The 20076-nt window shown below is 45.5% G+C and carries 20 protein-coding genes; 1 reads left to right on the top strand and 19 read right to left on the bottom strand.

Features of this window, described 5'->3' with window-relative positions; all coding sequences use genetic code 11:
• Window positions 1-8: 8 nt before the first annotated feature.
• On the top strand, window positions 9-3461 hold the full coding sequence (gene mfd / locus PSI17_RS01265; RefSeq protein WP_273550206.1) for a transcription-repair coupling factor: 3453 nt from the start codon (window positions 9-11) through the stop codon (window positions 3459-3461).
• A 116-nt stretch (window positions 3462-3577) separates the two neighbouring features.
• Here mfd and umoD read toward each other — a convergent pair whose 3' ends face one another.
• The 19 genes from umoD to yceD all read right to left on the bottom strand — a co-directional run bounded on the left by umoD (window position 3578) and on the right by yceD (window position 20060).
• Window positions 3578-4051, bottom strand: a complete 474-nt coding sequence (umoD, locus tag PSI17_RS01260; protein WP_273550205.1) for a UmoD family flagellar biogenesis regulator — start codon at window positions 4049-4051, stop codon at window positions 3578-3580.
• Window positions 4052-4715: 664 nt separating this feature from the next.
• Window positions 4716-6020, bottom strand: a complete 1305-nt coding sequence (locus PSI17_RS01255) for an NAD(P)/FAD-dependent oxidoreductase (RefSeq protein WP_273550204.1) — start codon at window positions 6018-6020, stop codon at window positions 4716-4718.
• A gap of 505 nt (window positions 6021-6525) precedes the next feature.
• On the bottom strand, window positions 6526-7545 hold the full coding sequence (nagZ, locus tag PSI17_RS01250; protein WP_273550203.1) for a beta-N-acetylhexosaminidase: 1020 nt from the start codon (window positions 7543-7545) through the stop codon (window positions 6526-6528).
• A gap of 8 nt (window positions 7546-7553) precedes the next feature.
• Window positions 7554-8486, bottom strand: a complete 933-nt coding sequence (locus PSI17_RS01245) for a phosphotransferase (protein WP_273550202.1) — start codon at window positions 8484-8486, stop codon at window positions 7554-7556.
• The gene (gene lpoB / locus PSI17_RS01240; protein ID WP_273550201.1) at window positions 8470-9039 is read right to left on the bottom strand and encodes a penicillin-binding protein activator LpoB; all 570 of its coding nucleotides are present in this window, start codon (window positions 9037-9039) and stop codon (window positions 8470-8472) included. The genes PSI17_RS01245 and lpoB overlap by 17 nt, the downstream gene beginning before the upstream one ends.
• 66 nt (window positions 9040-9105) lie before the next feature.
• The gene (gene hinT / locus PSI17_RS01235) at window positions 9106-9456 is read right to left on the bottom strand and encodes a purine nucleoside phosphoramidase (protein WP_273550200.1); all 351 of its coding nucleotides are present in this window, start codon (window positions 9454-9456) and stop codon (window positions 9106-9108) included.
• Between the two features lie 53 nt (window positions 9457-9509).
• Complete coding sequence (locus PSI17_RS01230) at window positions 9510-10295, bottom strand: metal-dependent hydrolase (RefSeq protein WP_273550199.1); 786 nt, start codon at window positions 10293-10295, stop codon at window positions 9510-9512.
• 13 nt (window positions 10296-10308) lie between these two features.
• The gene (gene holB, locus PSI17_RS01225) at window positions 10309-11307 is read right to left on the bottom strand and encodes a DNA polymerase III subunit delta' (protein ID WP_273550198.1); all 999 of its coding nucleotides are present in this window, start codon (window positions 11305-11307) and stop codon (window positions 10309-10311) included.
• Entirely contained in the window at window positions 11304-11960 is a 657-nt protein-coding gene (gene tmk / locus PSI17_RS01220) for a dTMP kinase (protein WP_273550197.1), read from the bottom strand. Before tmk ends, holB begins: the two co-directional genes overlap by 4 nt.
• The gene (gene mltG, locus PSI17_RS01215) at window positions 11957-12982 is read right to left on the bottom strand and encodes an endolytic transglycosylase MltG (protein ID WP_273550196.1); all 1026 of its coding nucleotides are present in this window, start codon (window positions 12980-12982) and stop codon (window positions 11957-11959) included. The genes tmk and mltG overlap by 4 nt, the downstream gene beginning before the upstream one ends.
• 35 nt (window positions 12983-13017) lie before the next feature.
• Window positions 13018-13845 carry an aminodeoxychorismate lyase gene (gene pabC / locus PSI17_RS01210; RefSeq protein WP_273550195.1) on the bottom strand — a complete coding sequence of 276 codons (828 nt, stop codon included), beginning with the start codon at window positions 13843-13845 and terminating at the stop codon, window positions 13018-13020.
• A gap of 69 nt (window positions 13846-13914) precedes the next feature.
• Window positions 13915-15156 (bottom strand): beta-ketoacyl-ACP synthase II, encoded by a 1242-nt coding sequence (gene fabF, locus PSI17_RS01205; protein WP_273550194.1) that lies wholly within the window; start codon window positions 15154-15156, stop codon window positions 13915-13917.
• Window positions 15157-15230: 74 nt separating this feature from the next.
• Window positions 15231-15467 carry an acyl carrier protein gene (acpP, locus tag PSI17_RS01200; protein ID WP_012989255.1) on the bottom strand — a complete coding sequence of 79 codons (237 nt, stop codon included), beginning with the start codon at window positions 15465-15467 and terminating at the stop codon, window positions 15231-15233.
• 151 nt (window positions 15468-15618) lie between these two features.
• Window positions 15619-16353 carry a 3-oxoacyl-ACP reductase FabG gene (fabG, locus tag PSI17_RS01195; protein WP_273550193.1) on the bottom strand — a complete coding sequence of 245 codons (735 nt, stop codon included), beginning with the start codon at window positions 16351-16353 and terminating at the stop codon, window positions 15619-15621.
• 11 nt (window positions 16354-16364) lie between these two features.
• Complete coding sequence (fabD, locus tag PSI17_RS01190) at window positions 16365-17294, bottom strand: ACP S-malonyltransferase (protein ID WP_273550192.1); 930 nt, start codon at window positions 17292-17294, stop codon at window positions 16365-16367.
• A gap of 18 nt (window positions 17295-17312) precedes the next feature.
• On the bottom strand, window positions 17313-18266 hold the full coding sequence (locus tag PSI17_RS01185) for a beta-ketoacyl-ACP synthase III (RefSeq protein ID WP_273550191.1): 954 nt from the start codon (window positions 18264-18266) through the stop codon (window positions 17313-17315).
• A gap of 5 nt (window positions 18267-18271) precedes the next feature.
• A complete protein-coding gene (plsX, locus tag PSI17_RS01180) occupies window positions 18272-19324 on the bottom strand; it encodes a phosphate acyltransferase PlsX (protein ID WP_273550190.1) in 1053 nt (350 codons plus the stop codon).
• 28 nt (window positions 19325-19352) lie between these two features.
• On the bottom strand, window positions 19353-19523 hold the full coding sequence (gene rpmF / locus PSI17_RS01175; RefSeq protein ID WP_004253223.1) for a 50S ribosomal protein L32: 171 nt from the start codon (window positions 19521-19523) through the stop codon (window positions 19353-19355).
• Between the two features lie 12 nt (window positions 19524-19535).
• A complete protein-coding gene (gene yceD, locus PSI17_RS01170; RefSeq protein ID WP_273550189.1) occupies window positions 19536-20060 on the bottom strand; it encodes a 23S rRNA accumulation protein YceD in 525 nt (174 codons plus the stop codon).
• Between the last annotated feature and the right edge of the window lie 16 nt (window positions 20061-20076).

Below are 20076 nucleotides of genomic sequence, written 5' to 3'. Positions count from 1 at the left end.
AAATACTTATGTCAGCAAAATATCGTTATCAACTTCCTGAACGCCGCGGTGATACCCGCTATCTAGGTCATTTGACTGGCGCAGCCTGTGCCGTTGAATGTGCAGAAATCATTGATCGTCACTCAGGGCCAATTCTGCTGGTGACAAGAGATATGCAGAATGCCCTGCGATTGCGTGATGAAATTCAACAGTTCACCCACGCACCAATAAATACTATGTCAGATTGGGAAACTTTGCCTTACGATAGTTTTTCTCCTCACCAAGAAATCATCTCCAACCGCCTGTCCACGCTTTATCATTTACCTTTTATGACGAAAGGGGCATTAATCCTTCCCGTCAATACCTTGATGCAACGTGTCTGCCCACACGCGTATCTTAAGGGCCATGCCCTGATCATGCACAAGGGGCAGCGTCTTTCTCGTGACAAACTGCGGACCGAGTTAGAACAGGCAGGCTATCGTAGCGTTGAACAGGTACTGGAACATGGCGAATTTGCGACGCGCGGTGCCTTATTTGATCTCTTCCCGATGGGCAGCGAATCACCTTATCGCATCGATTTTTTTGATGATGAGATCGACAGCCTGCGCACTTTTGACGTGGATACCCAGCGCACGTTGGCCGAAGTGGAAAAAATCAGTTTATTACCGGCACATGAATTCCCGACCGACCAAGCAGCGATTGAGCTGTTTCGCAGACAATGGCGTGAACAGTTTGAAGTCCGTCGTGATGCTGAACATGTTTATCAGCAAGTCAGTAAAAAAATGCTGCCGGCTGGCATTGAATATTGGCAACCGCTATTTTTTGAACAACCGTTGCCCGCCATCTTTGACTATCTGCCCGAAAATACCCTGTTAATTACCCAGAATTTGACCACTGCCGCGGAGCGTTTCTGGCAAGATGCAAAACAACGCTTTGAGCGCCGCAAAGTTGACCCCATGCGCCCGTTACTTGCGCCTGAACAGTTATGGTTGCCGGTCAATAAGCTATTTTCGGAATTGAAAAACTGGCCTCGTATTGAAGTTGATAACGGTCCCCTGCCGCAAAAGGTAAGGAATACCAACCTTGCCTATCATCCACTGCCTGATTTATCGGTGGCGGCACAACAAAAAGCCCCATGGGATAAATTACGCCGTTTCATGGAGCAATTCAGCGGCGAAGGCAAAATCGTATTTTCGGTGGAAAGTGAGGGGCGTCGGGAATCCGTACAGGATTTATTATCTCGCATCAAAATCAATCCGGTAAAAATAAACCAGCTCACTGACGCCGACCGCCCCGGCCACTATTTGATGGTTGGCGCCGCAGAACATGGGTTTGTTGACGAAGACAACCATCTCGCGTTGATTTGTGAAAGTGACATGCTTGGCGAACGTGTCAGCCGTCGCCGTCAAGATAATCGGCGGACGATCAATACCGATACACTCATCCGCAATCTCGCTGAATTACGGCATGGACAGCCGGTGGTTCACCTTGAGCATGGCGTTGGTCGTTATCAGGGGTTAATCACGTTAGAAGCGGGTGGCATTCAGGCCGAGTATCTTATCCTGACTTATGCCGGGGAAGACAAATTATATGTGCCTGTCTCCTCCCTTCATCTCATCAGCCGTTATGCGGGTGGGGCTGAGGAGAGCGCCCCATTGCATAAATTGGGGGGAGAGGCATGGGGCAAAGCCCGCCAGAAAGCGGCTGAAAAAGTGCGTGATGTTGCAGCCGAACTTTTGGATGTTTACGCACAACGTGCCGTTAAACCCGGTTTTGCTTTCGAAAACGATCGCGAACAATACCAACTGTTCTGCCAAAGTTTCCCCTTTGATACGACGCCTGATCAAGAACAGGCCATCAACGCGGTACTTGCTGATATGTGCGAACCGATTGCCATGGACAGGCTGATATGCGGCGATGTCGGGTTTGGGAAAACAGAAGTGGCGATGCGCGCCGCATTTCTGTCCATCACCAACAATAAGCAAGTTGCAGTTTTGGTGCCGACCACCTTATTGGCCCAACAACATTACGATAATTTCCGCGATCGCTTTGCAAATTGGCCGGTACACCTTGAAGTGATGTCACGCTTCCGGAGTGCAAAAGAACAACAGCAGGTCATCGATATGGCGGCGGAAGGCAAAGTGGATATCATTATTGGTACTCATAAGCTCCTGCAAAGCGATCTGCGCTGGAAAGATCTCGGTTTACTCATCGTCGATGAAGAGCACCGCTTCGGGGTTCGCCATAAAGAGCGGATTAAATCAATTCGGGCCGATGTTGACGTCCTGACACTGACAGCCACCCCGATCCCGCGTACCCTCAATATGGCAATGAGCGGTATGCGCGATCTTTCCATTATCGCCACGCCTCCTGCCCGTCGTCTGGCCGTGAAAACGTTTGTGCGTGAATATGATAGCCTCGTGGTACGTGAATCTATCCTGCGTGAAATTTTGCGCGGCGGGCAAGTTTACTATCTGTATAACGATGTTGAAAATATCGAAAAAGCAAAAGCCCGGCTGGAAGAGTTAGTGCCCGAAGCCAGAATTGTGGTAGGACATGGGCAAATGCGTGAACGCGATTTGGAGCGCGTGATGACGGATTTCCATCATCAGCGTTTTAATGTGTTGATATGTACCACGATTATCGAAACCGGTATCGATATTCCCAGTGCCAATACCATTATTATTGAACGTGCCGATCATTTTGGTTTAGCCCAATTACACCAATTACGTGGGCGTGTCGGACGCTCTCATCACCAAGCTTATGCCTATTTACTGACCCCTCATCCCAAAGCCATGACCAGTGATGCGAAAAAACGGCTGGAAGCCATTGCCTCGCTCGAAGATCTGGGTGCCGGTTTTGCCTTGGCGACTCACGACTTGGAAATCAGGGGAGCGGGTGAATTATTGGGTGAAGATCAAAGTGGGCAGATGGCCAGTATCGGTTTCACGCTCTATATGGAATTATTGGAGAGTGCGGTGGATGCGCTTAAGGAGGGACGGGAACCTTCGCTTGAAGATCTCACCAACAACCAGACTGAGATAGAACTGCGTATGCCTGTGCTTTTACCTGATGACTATATTCCGGATGTTAACATGCGCTTATCGTTCTATAAACGCATCGCCAGCGCGCAGGATAATGGCGAATTGAATGAGCTGAAAGTGGAACTGATTGACCGCTTTGGCGCTCTGCCTGATCCGGGGCGTCAACTGTTGCAATCTGCGGCTATTCGCCTGATCGCCCAACGACTCGGTATCAAACGCATTGAAGCCCATGAAAAAGGCGGCTTTATTGAATTTGGGAGTCACAATAAAGTCGAGCCGAATTATCTCATTGGCTTATTACAAACGCAGCCTAAGGTTTACCGGCTGGATGGGCCATTTAAATTGAAATTCATGACTGACTTAACTGAGCATGTTTCTCGTTTATCTTTTATCCAACAATTATTAGAAAATTTCGTTCAGCACCAGATCGAGGCTTAATCAGGATCGATTAGCGACCTGAACGATGAAAAAATGATGCCACGGTTGCACTAATACAAAACAGTGCAACCCTTTTATGCTATCTTCTGCTAAAAAGTAAGCGTCATTCATTGTTGTCAATATGGTTTCAGGACTAATTGACCTTTCTCATTTAAGGGGATCGTGTCATCGGGTTTGTACTCTATCCTGATTTTTCCTGGCTGCTCTCCAATGACATAATTGACGTCATACGCGACAACATGTGGCTGCTTAAAATTAAATTCTGTGCAATTTGCTAACGCTGAAGGGATTAAAGCCGGATATTCCCGATTGGCTTTCAGGTGTTCAAGCAGAGTTAAGATACGATATTGATAGGCAGTCAAGTGATTGCCTGATATCGCTTTTACCGTAACGGGAATGGGAAATACCGTAATAGGGCAATAGGATTGGCGAAAAACAACCGTTGATCTGATCGGTTCCGACGATAATACCTGTGCAACGCTGGGGCGTGGAGAATCAAAATAAAACGTTGCTGCGGCACCAATGATGGCAATAGTAATGAGAGTGATTATAGAACCAATTACATACTGTCTTATCGTTAGTTTAACCACATAGCACCCTGATATATTGATAATTTCCCACACGATTTGATTGAAAGAATCGTTCCCGATCCTATGAATTAAGCTAAAAATGCGAAATTCATTGTTTGTGAAAAATCTTATTTCATCAATCCGGTAAAGTCATTGGGCATATAGCCATTTATTATTGTGAATAGTTTTCGCATTGACTTTTCGAAAAAAACATTTTCTATACCTATTTTATGAAAACTGAGTGCATGAAGACTAATTTGATATCCTCCCATTTTATACTGCATAAAAAATAGATCATTACAGTTTAATACTACAATTTAATACTACAGACTGAACAAACTTGTGATACCAGAGTAACCCAACCAAATCGAGTCTTATTATAACGATTAATTAAATATACTGATAAGTCATCCTCATAATTTGTGTGTATCACTATTATTGTGTATGTCACTATTATGAAAACCGATTGATAACCCGCCCATTATTTAAAAAGACATTACATATAACAATAATGAATTAATTAAAATAAGATCCCGATTTAATTTGAATACGTTTTATTCATTATAATAAACAACTGAAGTAACTTTGGAGAAGAATAATTATGCCATGTATAATAATAAATATAATGGGTAGGTCAATGGCTCACCTTAATTAATTCCTTTAAGATGAGCCATTTTTGGCTAAATTAATGCAACTTCAGGCGTGGGCGAATAACACGGTTAATGCCGCCAACCAGCATCATCAAGCCTGTTTTAATGTATCCATGCAAAGCGACCTGATGCATACGATACAACGAGATGTAAACTATACGAGCAATACGGCCTTCAACCATCATTGAACCCCGCATCAAGTTCCCCATCAGACTACCAACAGTACTGAACTTGGATAATGAAACCAATGAGCCATGATCTTTATAAACATACTCTTTCAATGGTTTTTCATTTAACAATGCCAAGATATTATCATAGCAACGGCTTGCCATCTGATGAGCGGACTGGGCACGAGGAGGAACAAAACCACCCTCTTTTTTCGGGCATGATGCACAATCCCCAATGGCAAAAACATGATCATCCAGTGTGGTTTGCAGAGTCGGCTTCACAACCAATTGGTTGATACGGTTGGTTTCCAATCCACCAATCTCTTTCATAAAGTCAGGTGCTTTAATTCCCGCCGCCCAAACCATCAGGGACGCTTTGATCTGTTCACCGTCTTTTGTATTCAGCCCATGCTCATCGGCGCTGGTGACCATTGTTTTAGTTAATACCTTAACGCCCAGTTTAGTCAACTCTTGATGAGCTGCACTGGAAATACGTGTCGGCAATGCAGGCAGAATACGCTCTCCCGCTTCAACCAAGGTCACATTCAGGGCATCTGAATTCAGGCTCTCAAAACCATAACTGTTCAGTTGTTTAACGGCATTATAGAGTTCTGCGGAAAGCTCTACGCCCGTCGCACCACCACCAACAATCGCAATATTCACTTTTTCTTCGGCACATTGATTGGCCGAATATTTCAGGAACAGGTTTAACATCTCATTGTGGAAACGATGCGCCTGTTGCGGATTATCAAGGAAAATACAATTGTCCTTCACACCCGCCGTGCCAAAATCATTAGACTGGCTGCCCAATGCCATGACAAGGATGTCGTAAGCCAGTTCACGCTCTGGCACCAACAAATCACTGTCTTCATTACGGATCTCAGCCAGCGTAATTTTCTTCTCTTCACGATGGATATTCGTGAGTGCCCCTAGCTGGAAATTGAAATAATGATTACTTGCATGAGCCAAATAGCTCAAAGCATCAACGCCATCATCAAGAGAACCCGTTGCAACTTCATGCAATAGTGGTTTCCATAAATGGCTGTTGTTACGATCCACCAAAGTAATTTCGGCTTTCTTGTTACGCCCTAATTTATGCCCCAAACGCGTTGCCAGTTCTAAACCACCAGCGCCCCCACCAATAATGACAATTCTTGTCTTTGGCGTTGTCATGACTACCCCACTGAAAATACAACTAATGTTATGTAAAGCGTTAAACGGCGTTCTTTGTGTAAAAAACTTGTATAAAAAACTCGTGTAAAACACTTGTATAAAAACCTTGAATAACGGCCTTAAATAACTTCAGGCTAAACAAATTTCATATCGAAAATATCGCCAGAATATCATGGCCGGTCAGTTGGTCATACCAAAAATGACCTTAATTAAATTCTTTTGATTAATTAGACATCAATCACAAAAATTGTAGACTGATTTTCAATAAATTAGATATAAATCAGATTTATTTATCACGGATATTTACAGTGTTAATATTATGTGAATAGAAATCTTTAACCCCGCCAAACTACGCTGCCAACAAGGACAGGAAAAATATTGGGCGTGAAATAAATCGGTTTTTATCATCGTGACAGATGCAAATGATGAAGCTTGCTGACGCCTCGCGGTGCGAAGAGTCAGCCAGTTTTATTAAGACAAATTTACCTAATCCAACCTTTCATGGTTATTCACAGCTTAACCATGTTTCGCACAAACCTTGTAATGCCTGATTCGCCTTTTGCCAACGTTCAGATTTCTGTAATTCTGCCAAACTAAATTGTTTTCCTTGATGGTATAACTGCTTAACTTTGGGGGAGTCAATCAGCGGAAGGTTATCCAGCACACTGACCGCGCCTGCCCGGTTGTTACACACCAAAATCATGTCACAGCCGGCATCCAGTGAGGCTTTCGCCCGTTCCGCATAACTGCCCATCACTGCGGCACCCTCCATGGACAAATCATCGGAAAAAATAACGCCTTCAAAGCCCAGTTGCTCACGCAGTATGGATTTCAGCCAATAGGGTGAGCCACTTGCAGGGCGGTGATCTATCTGAGGATAAATAACATGGGCAGGCATAATGGCATCCAGCAGATTACGCTGGATGAAATCGCGGAAAATCACCATATCATGACAACTAATGGCATCCATGGAGCGGTTATCCCTTGGCGTTTCTTTATGGGAATCCGCCGTCACTGCCCCATGTCCCGGAAAATGTTTACCCGTCGAGCGCATACCCGCAGAGTGCATTCCCTTGATAAATTTTTCTGCCATCACCATCGCAGGTTCAGGCTCTTCATGGAATGAACGTTCACCAATTGCGGTGCATTTATGACCCAAATCCAGCACCGGCGCAAAGCTGATATCGATATCCATGGCGATCATTTCTGATGCCATCAACCAACCAGACTCTTCTGCCAGATGTGCGCCCATCAGCATGTCATGGACACAAGCAAAAGATTGTGCTGCGGGTAAACGCGTAAATCCCTCGTGAAAACGCTGAACACGCCCGCCCTCCTGATCAACCGCAATCACCAGACGGTGGCGGGAAGCGGCGCGAATTTGGCGAACTAATTCACGTAATTGCTTTGTATCATGGAAGTTGCGGGTAAACAAAATTAAGCCCCCCACTAAGGGATGCTGTAGAATTTCGCGCTCTTCGTTATCCAGTTCATAGCCAACAACATCTAACATTACTGGCCCCATCGCATTCCTCACTTCTCTTTATTGGTTGTCATTGACGACAGTTTAAAAATCTGGCGCAAAGGATGCGCCAGCAATAAAAATGCTTGTTCCCTTGTTTGCTGCCAGCGCACTTCATACCACATCAACATCATATAATTGACCCACGGTTCCCATCGCTGAATTTGTCGCTGCAATAACCGGGTATCTGAATAGCCTGAGGTCTGGGTACAATAATAGTTCAGAAACGTTTTTTGCTGTATCGCATCCCATTGATTTCCTTTGAACAGGACTGCCAGTGACAAGCCGATATCGACATCCGCAGCATATTCCCAATCAATCAGTTTTAGCCCTTCTTCGGTTATTAACAGATTATCAGGGTGAACATCCATATGCGCCGGCGCCACCTTTAACGCGGTGGGTTCACGGGTTGCCATAAAAAATTTGTGCAGCCGCAACCAATCAGGAGACAGGCGTTTTCTGTCAATCCGCTGCCACTGAAAGGCCAATTGTTTTTTTAATTGCAGGGGGTAACCCAATGGAGGGCGGCTATGCAGAATAGCAAGAGTTTGCGCCAATAATTGCTGCAAAGCAGGCTGGCACAATGTATCCGGTTTCACTTTTGTGCCGGTGAGCCACTCAAGCAGTAACCATGTTCCGTGCATAGCAATTACCTTGGGCGCAATACCTGTGGAAGATAACCGCCGCAAGATCTGATTTTCCCGTTGACGATCCACACCAAGCATTTCGCTGTGCGATGTTTGTGCGCGTCCAACCATCTGACGCACATTATGGGTAATATCATTACTGGCAATATCATTACTGGAAATATCATTACTGGAAATAGAGTAACTTCCCTGTGTCAGACCCGTTAATGGCCTGATTTCCCAAGACGCTGCCGGAATATCAGGCCATAACTGACACAACACCCTGAGCAAAGCGTTGTCGTTAGTTAACGTCGCCACGGCCTGACCAGAGTATCTCGCCTGTTTTAACCAGCATTAACTGCATCTCCAGATCACGCTGGCCTTGATGATTGGAGATGACAGAATAGAGAACATAATCGGCATTTAAATAACGTGCCAATCCAATGGACTTACTGCGCAATCCCAAGCTATCTTCCGCGGATAAACCCAGTGCCTGTCTGGCAACATGCACTTGGGATTTCGGTACAACCTGAAAAGCCTGTTTATGACTGATTGCTCCCGTGAGCACATCGGTGACATTCAGGGTTCGCAATGAACCATTCGTGTTGTTCTTGACCGAATCAACAAGCAGTAATTTTCCCGCTTCCACACCCTTCGCATTAACCATCTGATCAACTAATGGCTGAACAATACCCTGCCAATCAATAGACTGAATCTTAGGGGGCTGAGGCACTTTTTCTGATGGCCCTACCGACGGCTCCGGTTTTTTCTCTGGTTTCGCCGGTGAAACAGGAGCAGGCAACTGAGTTTCTGGGGCTACACAACTCGCCAGCAATATTGCTGATAACATAACAAAGAGAATTCTTTTCATTCATCGACTCCAGTCACATCGCTACCTTGTACCGATACTCATCAGTTGACTTATTCTGCCGGCTTATTATTTTGCCAATAGCGGGCCCAATGGGCGGCCACCAACCAAATGCATGTGGATATGGAAAACTTCCTGTCCTGAATGATGATTACAGTTCATGATCAAACGGTAGCCATCTTCTGCAATGCCGGCTTCTTTCGCAATTTTTGCGGCTACGGTAAACAGACGCCCCAAAGCAAGTTCATGATCAGCGGTCACATCGTTAATTGTTGGGATCAATACATTAGGTATGATCAAAACATGGGTTGGTGCCTGAGGGGAAATATCGCGGAATGCGGTAACCAAATCATCCTGATAAATAATATCAGAAGGAATTTCTCGGCGGATTATTTTACTAAAAATCGTTTCTTCAGCCATCTTACTTCTCCTTTTTGTCGTGATACCTAAAAACACAGTGTGATAGGGTTAACTTAGTCTGCTTTAATATCGATATGAAACAGTTCACCAAAATTTCTTGTCGTCACCGCAGCCAGTTCATCAATGCTGACCCCTTTCAATACAGCCATATATTCAGCCACATCACGGACATAAGCCGGCTGGTTCTGTTTGCCACGATGGGGAACGGGCGCCAGATAAGGTGAGTCAGTTTCTACCAGAATGCGATCCAGTGGCACAAATCTTGCCGCTTCGCGGATCTGTTCGGCATTACGGAAGGTGATAATGCCGGAAAAAGAGATATAAAAACCCAAATCCAGCAAAGTCCTTGCCGTTTCTTTATCTTCCGTGAAGCAGTGCAGTACACCGCCACAATCTTGGACTTTTTCTTCCCGCAAAACCATCAATGTATCGTCTCTTGCTTCACGGGTATGCACAATGACCGGTTTATTGAGTTCACGGCCAATGCGAATATGTTGACGAAACGCGGTTCTCTGGAGTTCAGCATTCTCTTTCTGGTAATAATAATCCAGCCCGGTTTCCCCCATTGCGACAACATCTTCATCCGCAGCCAGACGGGCAAGCTCTTCGAAATCGTGACCTTCATCCAAATTCAATGGGTGGATGCCGCAGGAATAGGCGACGTTTTCCCGTTTACCAATCAACGTCTTCATTTGCCGGAAACCAGGCAGCGTTGTGGCCACGGCCAACATATATTTCACGTCCCGCCCGGCTGCTTTCGCCACAACATCATCGACACTTTTGTGCAGCGTTTCATAATCAAGGCAATCGAGATGACAATGTGAATCCACTAAAAACATAATATGCTCGTCTCTAACTAAGTGACTGTGCCGGACAAAACTGTTTTTCCCAATTGAGTAATTGTTCCGTTAACAACAATTCCCGATTGACGCCCACCACAGAGAATAATTGATGACGACAATGCACCCAATCATCAACAGTATTTAATAATGTTTCCACACTTTGGGTAGAAGCAAGATAATGAATCAATACTTGTTGATCTTGGTTAACACAGTAATTCTGTGCCTGCTGCCGCCATTTCACTGCATCGGATAATAAACTGATCAGCCAATGCAAAGATTGCTGTACATCATCACGATTTAGCAATGGTAAGAGTGACAGGGTATCACATTTACGCAATGCCTGTTCAATCGCTTGGCAAAACGCGTTTCTCTGCTGCCATTTTTCCGTCTGGAGCAGTTGCTCCGCTGCCAATGGCGCCCCTTGGGAGAGTTTTAATGCGGTTTGTGCATCCCAAGAGGCGATCGCCGGAAGCTGTTTTTGTAACCAATAAAGCCCAGCTGAAGATTCAGGTGCCGGAATAAAATAGTAAAAGCAGCGGCTGCGCAGTGTGGCCAGCAAATTGACAGGACTCTGGCACTGCAACAGAAAATAGGTGTTTTTGGGCGGCTCTTCCAATGTCTTTAACAAGGCATTAGAAGCCGCATCAGTCAGGGATTCTGCGGAGGTGATCCACGCAATTTTGGCACCTCCCTGCTGAGAATATTCATAGAGCTTTTCATTGAGCTGGCGTACTGCGTCTACCCCAATGGTATTTTTGCCCTTCTCAGGCGCAAGGACATGCCAGTCAGAATGCGTTTCCGCCAACATTAAATGACAGCCGTGGCATTTGCCACAGCTTTTCATTCCCTGTTTATTCTGGCACATTAACCAGCGGCTCAAGCCATACAATAAAGCATCGGCACCCATTCCCGCATGAGCATGAAACAAAATAGCATGATGCCCACGCCCCTGTTGATGGAGTTCAACTAACTGACGGTAGGCATGATTGAGCCACGGATACCAATTCATGCCTGAGTTTCCTGTTCTTTTGACCCATGTTGTTTTAACCAAGCAAGTAAGGTATGGCGAATATCATCCTGCACTTTTTCCAGAGGCTGAGTGGCATCAATCTTTTTGATACTGTCATCTTTCGCCACCAGTTCGAGATACCTTGCACGGGTACGCTGGAAGAAATCCAAAGACTCTTTTTCAATCCGATCCAATTCACCACGCTCAAGGGCACGTTGTAAGCCGACTTCCGGCGGTAAATCAAGATAGAGGGTTAAATCCGGATAAAAATCACCCAATGCAGCTTCGCGTAATAACGCCATCAAGCGCTGATCGATCCCCCTGCCTCCTCCCTGATAGGCTTGAGAAGAGAGATCATGGCGATCACCAACGACCCAGTTTCCCTTTGACAACGCCGGCTTGATAATATTTTCCACCAATTGAACTCTGGCAGCATATAACATTAATAGCTCTGCTTTATCTGTCAGTGATTCGCCCTCAACCCCTTGTTTAATCAGTTCACGTAATTTTTCTGCCAACGGTGTTCCGCCGGGTTCACGGGTAAGAACCAAGTCAGAAATCCCAGACTGCTTTAAGGTGCCAACCACGGTTTGGATTGCTGTTGTTTTTCCCGCGCCCTCAAGCCCTTCAATTACAATAAATTTGCTGTTCATTTATCCTGCTTTAACCTTTGGCGATAAAAACTGACTGCTTTATTATGTTCGACCAGATTGGTGGTGAAAGTGTGGCCGCCATCACCATTTGCCACAAAATATAAGTATTCTGTCACCGCGGGATGTGCGGCTGCCTTAATTGAAGCCAAACCCGGCATGGCGATGGGTGTGGGTGGTAACCCATCAATCATATAAGTGTTGTATGCGGTGAATGTGTTGAGATTACTGCGAAAGATGGTGCCCGTATATTTATCACCCAAGCCATAAATCACCGTCGGGTCCGTTTGCAGTCTCATCTTTAACCGTAGACGATTGACGAATACCGAGGCAACTTTAGTTCGTTCCGCTTCAATTGCCGTCTCTTTTTCAATGATTGAAGCCATGATCAACATTTCACAGGCATTTTTATAGGGCAGGTTCTTCTCCCTGTTTTCCCACGCCTGCTCTACTACCGTCTTCATTTTGTCATGGGCTCGTTTGAGTAATTCTATGTCACTCGTGCCTGCTGTATACAGGTAGGTATCAGGATAAAACCCACCTTCCAGTGACTCACCCTCTTTCATGCCCAAAATATCAAGCAGCTCTTGAGGCGTTTTGCTTTCTGTTTCATGCTTTAAATAGGGGGCATTCTGCAATATTTTTGACCAATCAGAAAGACGGCTGCCTTCCACAAAGCGAATGGCAAACTGAGCTTCTTTACCACTGGCAAACAGTTGCAGGATAGCCCTTAAGGACATGCCTTTTTGCAGGCGGTAAGTTCCGGCCTTAAACTTCGCCAATTCCGGCTCAAGGCGAAACAGCCATGGCAGTAATTGATTATCTTCAATTAATTTATGCTGAGTCAGTAAAACTTCCAGCCCAGTGCGCCCCGTTCCCGCCGGCACAGTCAAGATAACTTCTTGGCTAAGATGGCTATCTTGATCCGCAAAGTTTTCTATTTTCTGCATAAAAGAAAAAAAGAGGATCACTGCAATCGCGATAATTAATCCGGGCAGGATGAAAATGCGCTTTTTAAGTTTCATTCGATCATCACTTTATTTGTGCTTCTGAATACTCACTAGGGTTTTAAACATTCAGGTAATAAATATTCACACAACTCTCTTGACTGATATTCCCACACAGCTTGATTTTTATGCGCTTGAATTTGATTGACCGGCAATACTGGCATTAAGGAATTACAGATAAGTACTTCATCTGCATGGGCCAAAGCTTCAGGATAGCGCATGACACAGGATAAGTGATAATCACTTTCCGCCAACAGTTCGATTATCTTTTGTCGCATGATGCCTTCCACACCACACTGACTGAGGTCAGGCGTATAAACATTTTTTCCTTTTCGCCAGAAAATATTGGCAGTACAGCATTCTGCTAATAGGCCATGACTATCAAGTACTAAGGCTTCATCTACTTTGGCTTGGTCAATGAACCGTTTGATCAGAACCTGCTCCAAGCGATTTAAGTGTTTAATGCCAGCCAGATAGGGATTAATTCCCAGCGGAATGGGACTCAGGGATAATGAAATCCCTTTTTGACGCTGAGCCATATAGCGTTCAGGATACGAACCTAAAGACAGGATCTGGGTAGGCTCTATCGTCTCATCAGAACTGTAACCACGGCCTCCCGCACCTCTGGAAAGAATGACTTTCAAAACCCCCGATTCACACCCTTTCGCGACCTGTTTAATGTGAGTTTCAAGTTGAGGCCAATCCTGTGTGGGTATAAAAAGTTTTTCAGCACCTTTCTGCAACCGTTTTATGTGCAAAGGCAGCAAGGCGGGTAACCCTTGCTCAACTCTTATTGTGGTAAAACAGCCGTCACCAAATTGTACAGCACGATCATTAACCGGTAAGTGATCGCACTGATGACCATTAATCCAATACGTCATTTTCGTTCCCCAATTTTTGATAAAAAAGCCCCAACAAATGTTGAGGCTTTTTATAAACATAAAGTGAGTTTAGATCTTGCGGAAAATCAATGACCCATTGGTGCCACCGAAACCAAAAGAGTTACACAGTGCGTATTCCATTCCTTCAACTTTACGTGCTTTACCCGGAACTAAATCCAAACGACAGCTTTCGTCCTGATTCTCCAAGTTAATGGTTGGAGGGACAATCTGATCACGCAGGGAAAGAATAGTGAAAATAGATTCAACTGCTCCTGCCGCCCCCAGCAAGTGGCCTGTCATTGACTTGGTTGAACTCACCAATACTTTAGTGCCTTCACCAAAAACATACTCCACTGCACGGGCTTCTGCAATATCGCCAACTTGCGTTGAAGTACCATGAGCATTGATGTAGCCCACTTGCTCTGGTGAAACATCCGCATCTTTCAGGGCGTTTTGCATGGCTAAAGCGGCACCTGCACCATCTTCAGGTGGTGATGTCATATGGTACGCATCGCTGCTCATGCCAAAGCCAACAACTTCCGCATAGATTTTTGCACCGCGTTTTTTGGCGTGTTCATACTCTTCAAGTACGACAATACCTGCACCATCGCCCAGCACAAAACCATCACGATCTTTATCCCAAGGCCGGCTTGCGGCTTGAGGCTCATCGTTACGGGTTGATAACGCTCGTGCCGCCCCGAATCCGGCAACACCAAACTCAGTACTCGCTTTTTCTGCACCACCTGCCAGCATAATGTCAGCATCATTATAGGCAATGATGCGAGCTGCATGGCCGATATTGTGTACGCCAGAAGTACAGGCAGTTGCAATGGAAATGCTCGGACCACGCAGACCATAAAGGATGCTCAAATGGCCTGCCACCATATTGATGATGGTTGAAGGTACAAAGAATGGGCTGACCTTACGAGGCCCCGCCGATAATAATGTACCGTGATTCTCTTCAATCAGACCCAAGCCACCAATACCAGAACCAATAGCAGCACCAAAGCGGCTAGCATTGGCTTCTGTTACTTCGATTCCTGCATCTTCAATAGCTTGTTTGCCCGCAGCAATACCATATTGAATGAAGAGATCCATCTTCCGGGCTTCTTTGCGCGAAATATTGAAATCTTCATGATTAAAATTCTTCACCACACCCGCAAATTTAGTTGCATGGTTAGCGGTGTCAAAATGTTCGATAAGGCAGATACCACTCTGTCCGGCACAAACAGCATTCCAGGAAGACGCTACTGTATTGCCGACAGGAGATAACATGCCTAGTCCGGTCACGACTACTCGACGCTTAGACACGGTTATCCTCCAGGGAGGGAAAAAATTTAGGACGAAAAACATAGGCGGTCGAACGACCGCCTAGGTATGTGTGCTTATTTACCTGCGTTTTCAACGTAGTCAATAGCAGCCTGAACTGTAGTGATTTTTTCAGCTTCTTCGTCTGGGATCTCGATATCGAACTCTTCTTCCAGAGCCATTACCAGTTCAACTGTGTCAAGAGAATCAGCGCCCAAGTCATCAACAAATGAAGCTGTGTTCACAACTTCTTCCTCTTTAACACCCAGTTGTTCAACGATGATTTTCTTAACGCGTTCGTCGATAGTGCTCATACTATTAAATTTCCTATCAAAACTCGCTTCTGCGATGGTTTTCGTAGTTTATAAAATACAGGAAAAGATGCAACCAAATCCCGGCTGGTCGAACCACAATTTGCTTTTTTTGCACAAAAAATACATCAAAAACAGTGGGTTCGCTCATTTTTTAGATCATGTACATGCCACCATTGACATGTAATGTTTCACCCGTGATGTAAGCGGCCTCGTCAGAAGCAAGAAACGCTACAGCACTGGCAATTTCTTTTGCATCACCAAGACGATTTGCAGGTATTTCAGCAGCAATGCCCGCACGTTGTTCGTCTGTCAACGCTCTGGTCATATCCGTTTCAATAAAACCAGGTGCAACAACGTTAACAGTGATGCCACGGGAAGCGACTTCACGAGCCAATGATTTACTAAAACCAATAACTCCTGCTTTCGCTGCCGCGTAATTCGCCTGCCCTGCATTTCCCATCGTTCCAACCACAGAACCGATAGAAATAATACGCCCATAACGTTTTTTCATCATAGAACGCATTACTGCTTTTGACAGACGAAAAATCGAAGAAAGATTGGTGTCAATAATATCTTGCCACTCATCATCTTTCATGCGCATCAACAAGTTATCACGAGTGATGCCTGCATTATTAACTAAAATGTCTATTTCACCAAATTCGGCACGAATATTCGATAGTGCATTTTCAATGGATTCTGAATCTGTGACATTCAGTACAAAACCTTTGCCTTTATCACCTAGGAAGGCACTGATCGCTTCAGCTCCCTTCTCACTGGTTGCAGTGCCAACAACACATGCACCACGTTCAACCAATAATTCTGCAATTGCGCGACCTATGCCACGGCTGGCGCCAGTGACCAGTGCAATTTTTCCATCAAAGCTCATGTTTTCCTCAGTCATTTATTCAGAGCAACTGTGAGTGATGATACATCATTTACTGTTACAGCACTTAAAGTATCAACAATACGTTTCGTTAGTCCGGTGAGTACCTTACCTGGTCCGATCTCTAACAGTTGTCCAATTCCCTGTTCAGCAATATATTCAACTGATTCTGTCCAACGCACCGGATTATACAACTGACGAACCAAGGCGTCTCGAATAGCATCGGCAGATTCTTCTACTTTTACATCGACGTTATTCACGACAGGGAACTGTGGCTGATTAAACACAACTTTTTGCAATGCAACCGCCAATTGCTCAGCGGCGGATGTCATCAGTGCGCAGTGCGAAGGCACGCTAACAGATAACGGCAACGCGCGTTTGGCACCTGCGGCCTTGCATGCCGCGCCCGCACGCTCTACAGCTTCTTTTTCACCGGCAATAACAACCTGCCCAGGTGAATTAAAATTAACCGGTGAAACAATCTGGCCTTGTGCTGACTCTTCACATGCCTTTGCAATAGATTCATTATCTAAACCGATAATGGCATACATTGCCCCTTGCCCTTCGGGTACCGCTTCCTGCATCAATTTTCCACGCAATTCAACAAGTTCAATCGCTTGCTGGAACCCAATGACACCCGCACAGACCAGCGCAGAATATTCGCCAAGACTATGCCCTGCCATCATGGAAGGTGCTTTACCACCTTTCTCCAGCCATACACGCCAAATTGCTACCGAAGCTGCCAGTAACGCAGGTTGGGTTTTCCAAGTCTTATTCAGTTCTTCTACAGGCCCTTGCTGAACTAATGTCCATAAATCATATCCCAAAACCGCAGAGGCCTCTGCGAACGTCTGTTCAACCAGTGGAAATTCTGCGGCTAAATCTGCCAACATACCCAGAGATTGAGAACCTTGACCGGGAAACACCATTGCAAAATCAGACATGTTTATTTTCCTGTTGAATTAAAAACGTACCAGCGCTGAGCCCCAGGCAAAGCCACCGCCAAATGCTTCAAGTAAAATAAGTTGACCGCGTTGGATCCTTCCATCGCGTACCGCTTCATCGAATGCTGTCGGAACAGATGCTGCCGAGGTGTTGCCATGACGATCCAGCGTCACGACCACTTTATCCATTGTCATATCTAGTTTTTTGGCCGTTGCCGAAATGATACGCAAATTCGCCTGATGAGGGACGAGCCAATCAAGCTGAGAGTGGAGCAAATTATTGGCTTCTAATGTTTCATCAACAATATTTGCTAATTCACGAACAGCAACTTTAAAGACTTCATTGCCAGCCATCGTCACATATTCTGGTGTATCACATTTCACCCGGCTTTGATGAGACAATGACAGTAAATTGCCATGACGTCCATCAGCATGCAGATGTGTGGATAAGATGCCCGGTTCCTCTGAAGCCCCGACGACCATGGCTCCCGCCCCATCGCCGAAAAGGATCACCGTACTGCGATCTTCAGGATCGAGAACCCTTGAAATAATGTCAGAACCGATCACCAGGGCATGTTTAGCCGCACCCGTCTTAATAAATTTATCGACCACGCTCAACGCGTAAGTAAAGCCAGCACATGCAGCCGCAACATCAAAAGCTGCAACACCTTGAATGCCCAATAATTGCTGAATTTGGCAAGCCGCACTTGGGAAGGCGTGAGTTGAGCTTGTTGTCGCGACAACGATGAGGTCAATTTGTGTTTTATCGATGCCAGCCATTTCAATGGCTTTTTCAGCCGCATTGAAACCCAAAGTGGCAACATTTTCATCTTCTGCGGCAATACGACGTTCACGAATGCCCGTCCGGGTGACAATCCACTCGTCAGACGTCTCTACCATTTTTTCTAAATCTGCGTTAGTACGCACCTGCGCAGGCAAATAACTGCCCGTACCTAAGATCTTTGTATACATTTATGCTATTCACTCTTGGGTAATACTGCATCCAGCCGGGCAGCGATTCTGTCAGGAACCTGTTTCTCTACCGCTTGAATGGCCTGATCAATTGCAGCCTTAAAAGCGCGTTCATTGGCAGCACCGTGACTTTTTATGACGATGCCACACAATCCTAATAGCGTTGCCCCGTTATACTGGTCAGGGTTTAAATGGCCAAACCGCTTGGTTACCTGTTTTAGCAACCATTTCTTGAATATCTTCATCTTGAATAGTTTCATTAACCAAGATGATTTTTTCTGCTGACCATCCGGTGACTTTATCAGAGATAAAAACACCCTGATCACACCTTCCATTGTTTTTAGCGTAACATTACCTGCGAAGCCGTCACATACGAGCACATCTGTTTTCCCCGTCAGTAACTCATTTCCTTCCACATACCCTATGTAATTAATCGCAGGGGCATTGCGCAAGGTTATAGCGGCTTCGCGGATATTATCCAGCCCTTTGGATTCCTCTTCCCCGATATTGAGTAGTGCAACACGTGGATTATCCACCCCTGCAACATACTCTGCCATCACCGCGCCCATAATCGCAAACTGCACTAACATGCGGCTATTACAATTAATGTTAGCGCCTAAATCTAATACAACGGTCTTCTGCTGTTTTAGATTAGGAATGACTGTCATTAATGCAGGCCGCTCAATGCCTTCAATGGATTTCAGCATCATTTTAGCCAATCCCATCAATGCACCTGTATTTCCCGCGCTGACACAAGCCTGTGCCTTGCCCGATTTCACTAAGTCCAGGGCTATACGCATCGAAGTACCGTGGCTGGAACGAATAGCCTGAGATGGCCTTGCATCGCTGGAAACGACATGTTCCGCAGGGACAATTTGCAAACGACTAAGCTGCTCGGCATTTTGATTTGCAAGCAAGGGAAAGATGGTTTCGGGATTACCGACCAACAATAGCTTCAATTGTGGATTAGATGCCAGTGCCTGCAATGCAGCAGGCACCGTGACGCGAGGACCAAAGTCCCCGCCCATAGCATCTAACGCTAAGGTTAGATTAGCCAAGATATCAACTTGCTAATGGTTAGCTGAATTACTTGTTGATTACCTTGCGGCCACGGTAATAGCCATCAGCAGTCACGTGATGACGCAGGTGAGTTTCACCGGAAGTTTTGTCTACAGAGACAAGTGTTGCAGTCAGTGCGTCATGAGAACGACGCATACCACGCTTAGAACGAGTTGGTTTATTTTGTTGTACGGCCATTGACCTTACTCCTTAAGTACTTTTCTTTAAACTGGCTAATACGGAAAATGGGTTTGGTTTTTCTGCTTCAGGAGGCAGTGCACCAAACACCATGTCCGCGTCGGACACTTCACAGTGTTCAGAATCATGTACCGGAAACGCCGGCAGAGAGAGAATTATTTCATCTTCAATCATTGCCAGCAAATCTATTTCGCCAAATTCGTTAACGTTTATTGGCTCATATTCTTCCGGTAATGCTTCAGCCTGTTCGTCATTGACGATCGGGCTAAAACAATACGTTGTGTGAACATGATGACTGAAATTACTGCCACAACGCTGGCAAGCAAGCGTAACATCCACATCGGAATGCCCCTTTACTATTGCCAGACGCTGATTATCAATTTGAAATGATAATGAGCTATCTACATCACCATCCACACTGACCACAGATTCCGCAATACGAGAAACTTGCCCAGCAGAGTAGCTACCGTGGTAATCCAATCTTTTCTGGGCTGCTCGAAGCACATCAATGGTCAGGGGTAATTTTACCTTCTGCATAAGGCGCGCATATTAT

The organism is Xenorhabdus sp. IM139775 (assembly GCF_028598745.1).
In the GTDB taxonomy this organism is placed as follows: Bacteria; Pseudomonadota; Gammaproteobacteria; order Enterobacterales; family Enterobacteriaceae; genus Xenorhabdus.
The sequence above is the reverse complement of the archived record's forward strand: the minus strand, read 5'-3'. Positions and strand labels throughout refer to the sequence as shown.

Bases quoted from the DNA above. Each gene is read 5' to 3' on its own strand.
- acpP (WP_012989255.1), bottom strand. From the start codon at position 15,467: ATGAGCACTATCGACGAACGCGTTAAGAAAATCATCGTTGAACAACTG.
- mltG (WP_273550196.1), bottom strand. From the start codon at position 12,982: ATGAAACTTAAAAAGCGCATTTTCATCCTGCCCGGATTAATTATCGCG.
- fabG (WP_273550193.1), bottom strand. From the start codon at position 16,353: ATGAGCTTTGATGGAAAAATTGCACTGGTCACTGGCGCCAGCCGTGGC.
- holB (WP_273550198.1), bottom strand. From the start codon at position 11,307: ATGAATTGGTATCCGTGGCTCAATCATGCCTACCGTCAGTTAGTTGAA.
- PSI17_RS01185 (WP_273550191.1), bottom strand. From the start codon at position 18,266: ATGTATACAAAGATCTTAGGTACGGGCAGTTATTTGCCTGCGCAGGTG.
- fabD (WP_273550192.1), bottom strand. From the start codon at position 17,294: ATGTCTGATTTTGCAATGGTGTTTCCCGGTCAAGGTTCTCAATCTCTG.
- nagZ (WP_273550203.1), bottom strand. From the start codon at position 7,545: ATGGGGCCAGTAATGTTAGATGTTGTTGGCTATGAACTGGATAACGAA.
- rpmF (WP_004253223.1), bottom strand. From the start codon at position 19,523: ATGGCCGTACAACAAAATAAACCAACTCGTTCTAAGCGTGGTATGCGT.
- pabC (WP_273550195.1), bottom strand. From the start codon at position 13,845: ATGACGTATTGGATTAATGGTCATCAGTGCGATCACTTACCGGTTAAT.
- yceD (WP_273550189.1), bottom strand. From the start codon at position 20,060: ATGCAGAAGGTAAAATTACCCCTGACCATTGATGTGCTTCGAGCAGCC.
- PSI17_RS01230 (WP_273550199.1), bottom strand. From the start codon at position 10,295: ATGTTTTTAGTGGATTCACATTGTCATCTCGATTGCCTTGATTATGAA.
- hinT (WP_273550200.1), bottom strand. From the start codon at position 9,456: ATGGCTGAAGAAACGATTTTTAGTAAAATAATCCGCCGAGAAATTCCT.
- tmk (WP_273550197.1), bottom strand. From the start codon at position 11,960: ATGAACAGCAAATTTATTGTAATTGAAGGGCTTGAGGGCGCGGGAAAA.
- lpoB (WP_273550201.1), bottom strand. From the start codon at position 9,039: ATGAAAAGAATTCTCTTTGTTATGTTATCAGCAATATTGCTGGCGAGT.
- mfd (WP_273550206.1), top strand. From the start codon at position 9: ATGTCAGCAAAATATCGTTATCAACTTCCTGAACGCCGCGGTGATACC.
- PSI17_RS01255 (WP_273550204.1), bottom strand. From the start codon at position 6,020: ATGACAACGCCAAAGACAAGAATTGTCATTATTGGTGGGGGCGCTGGT.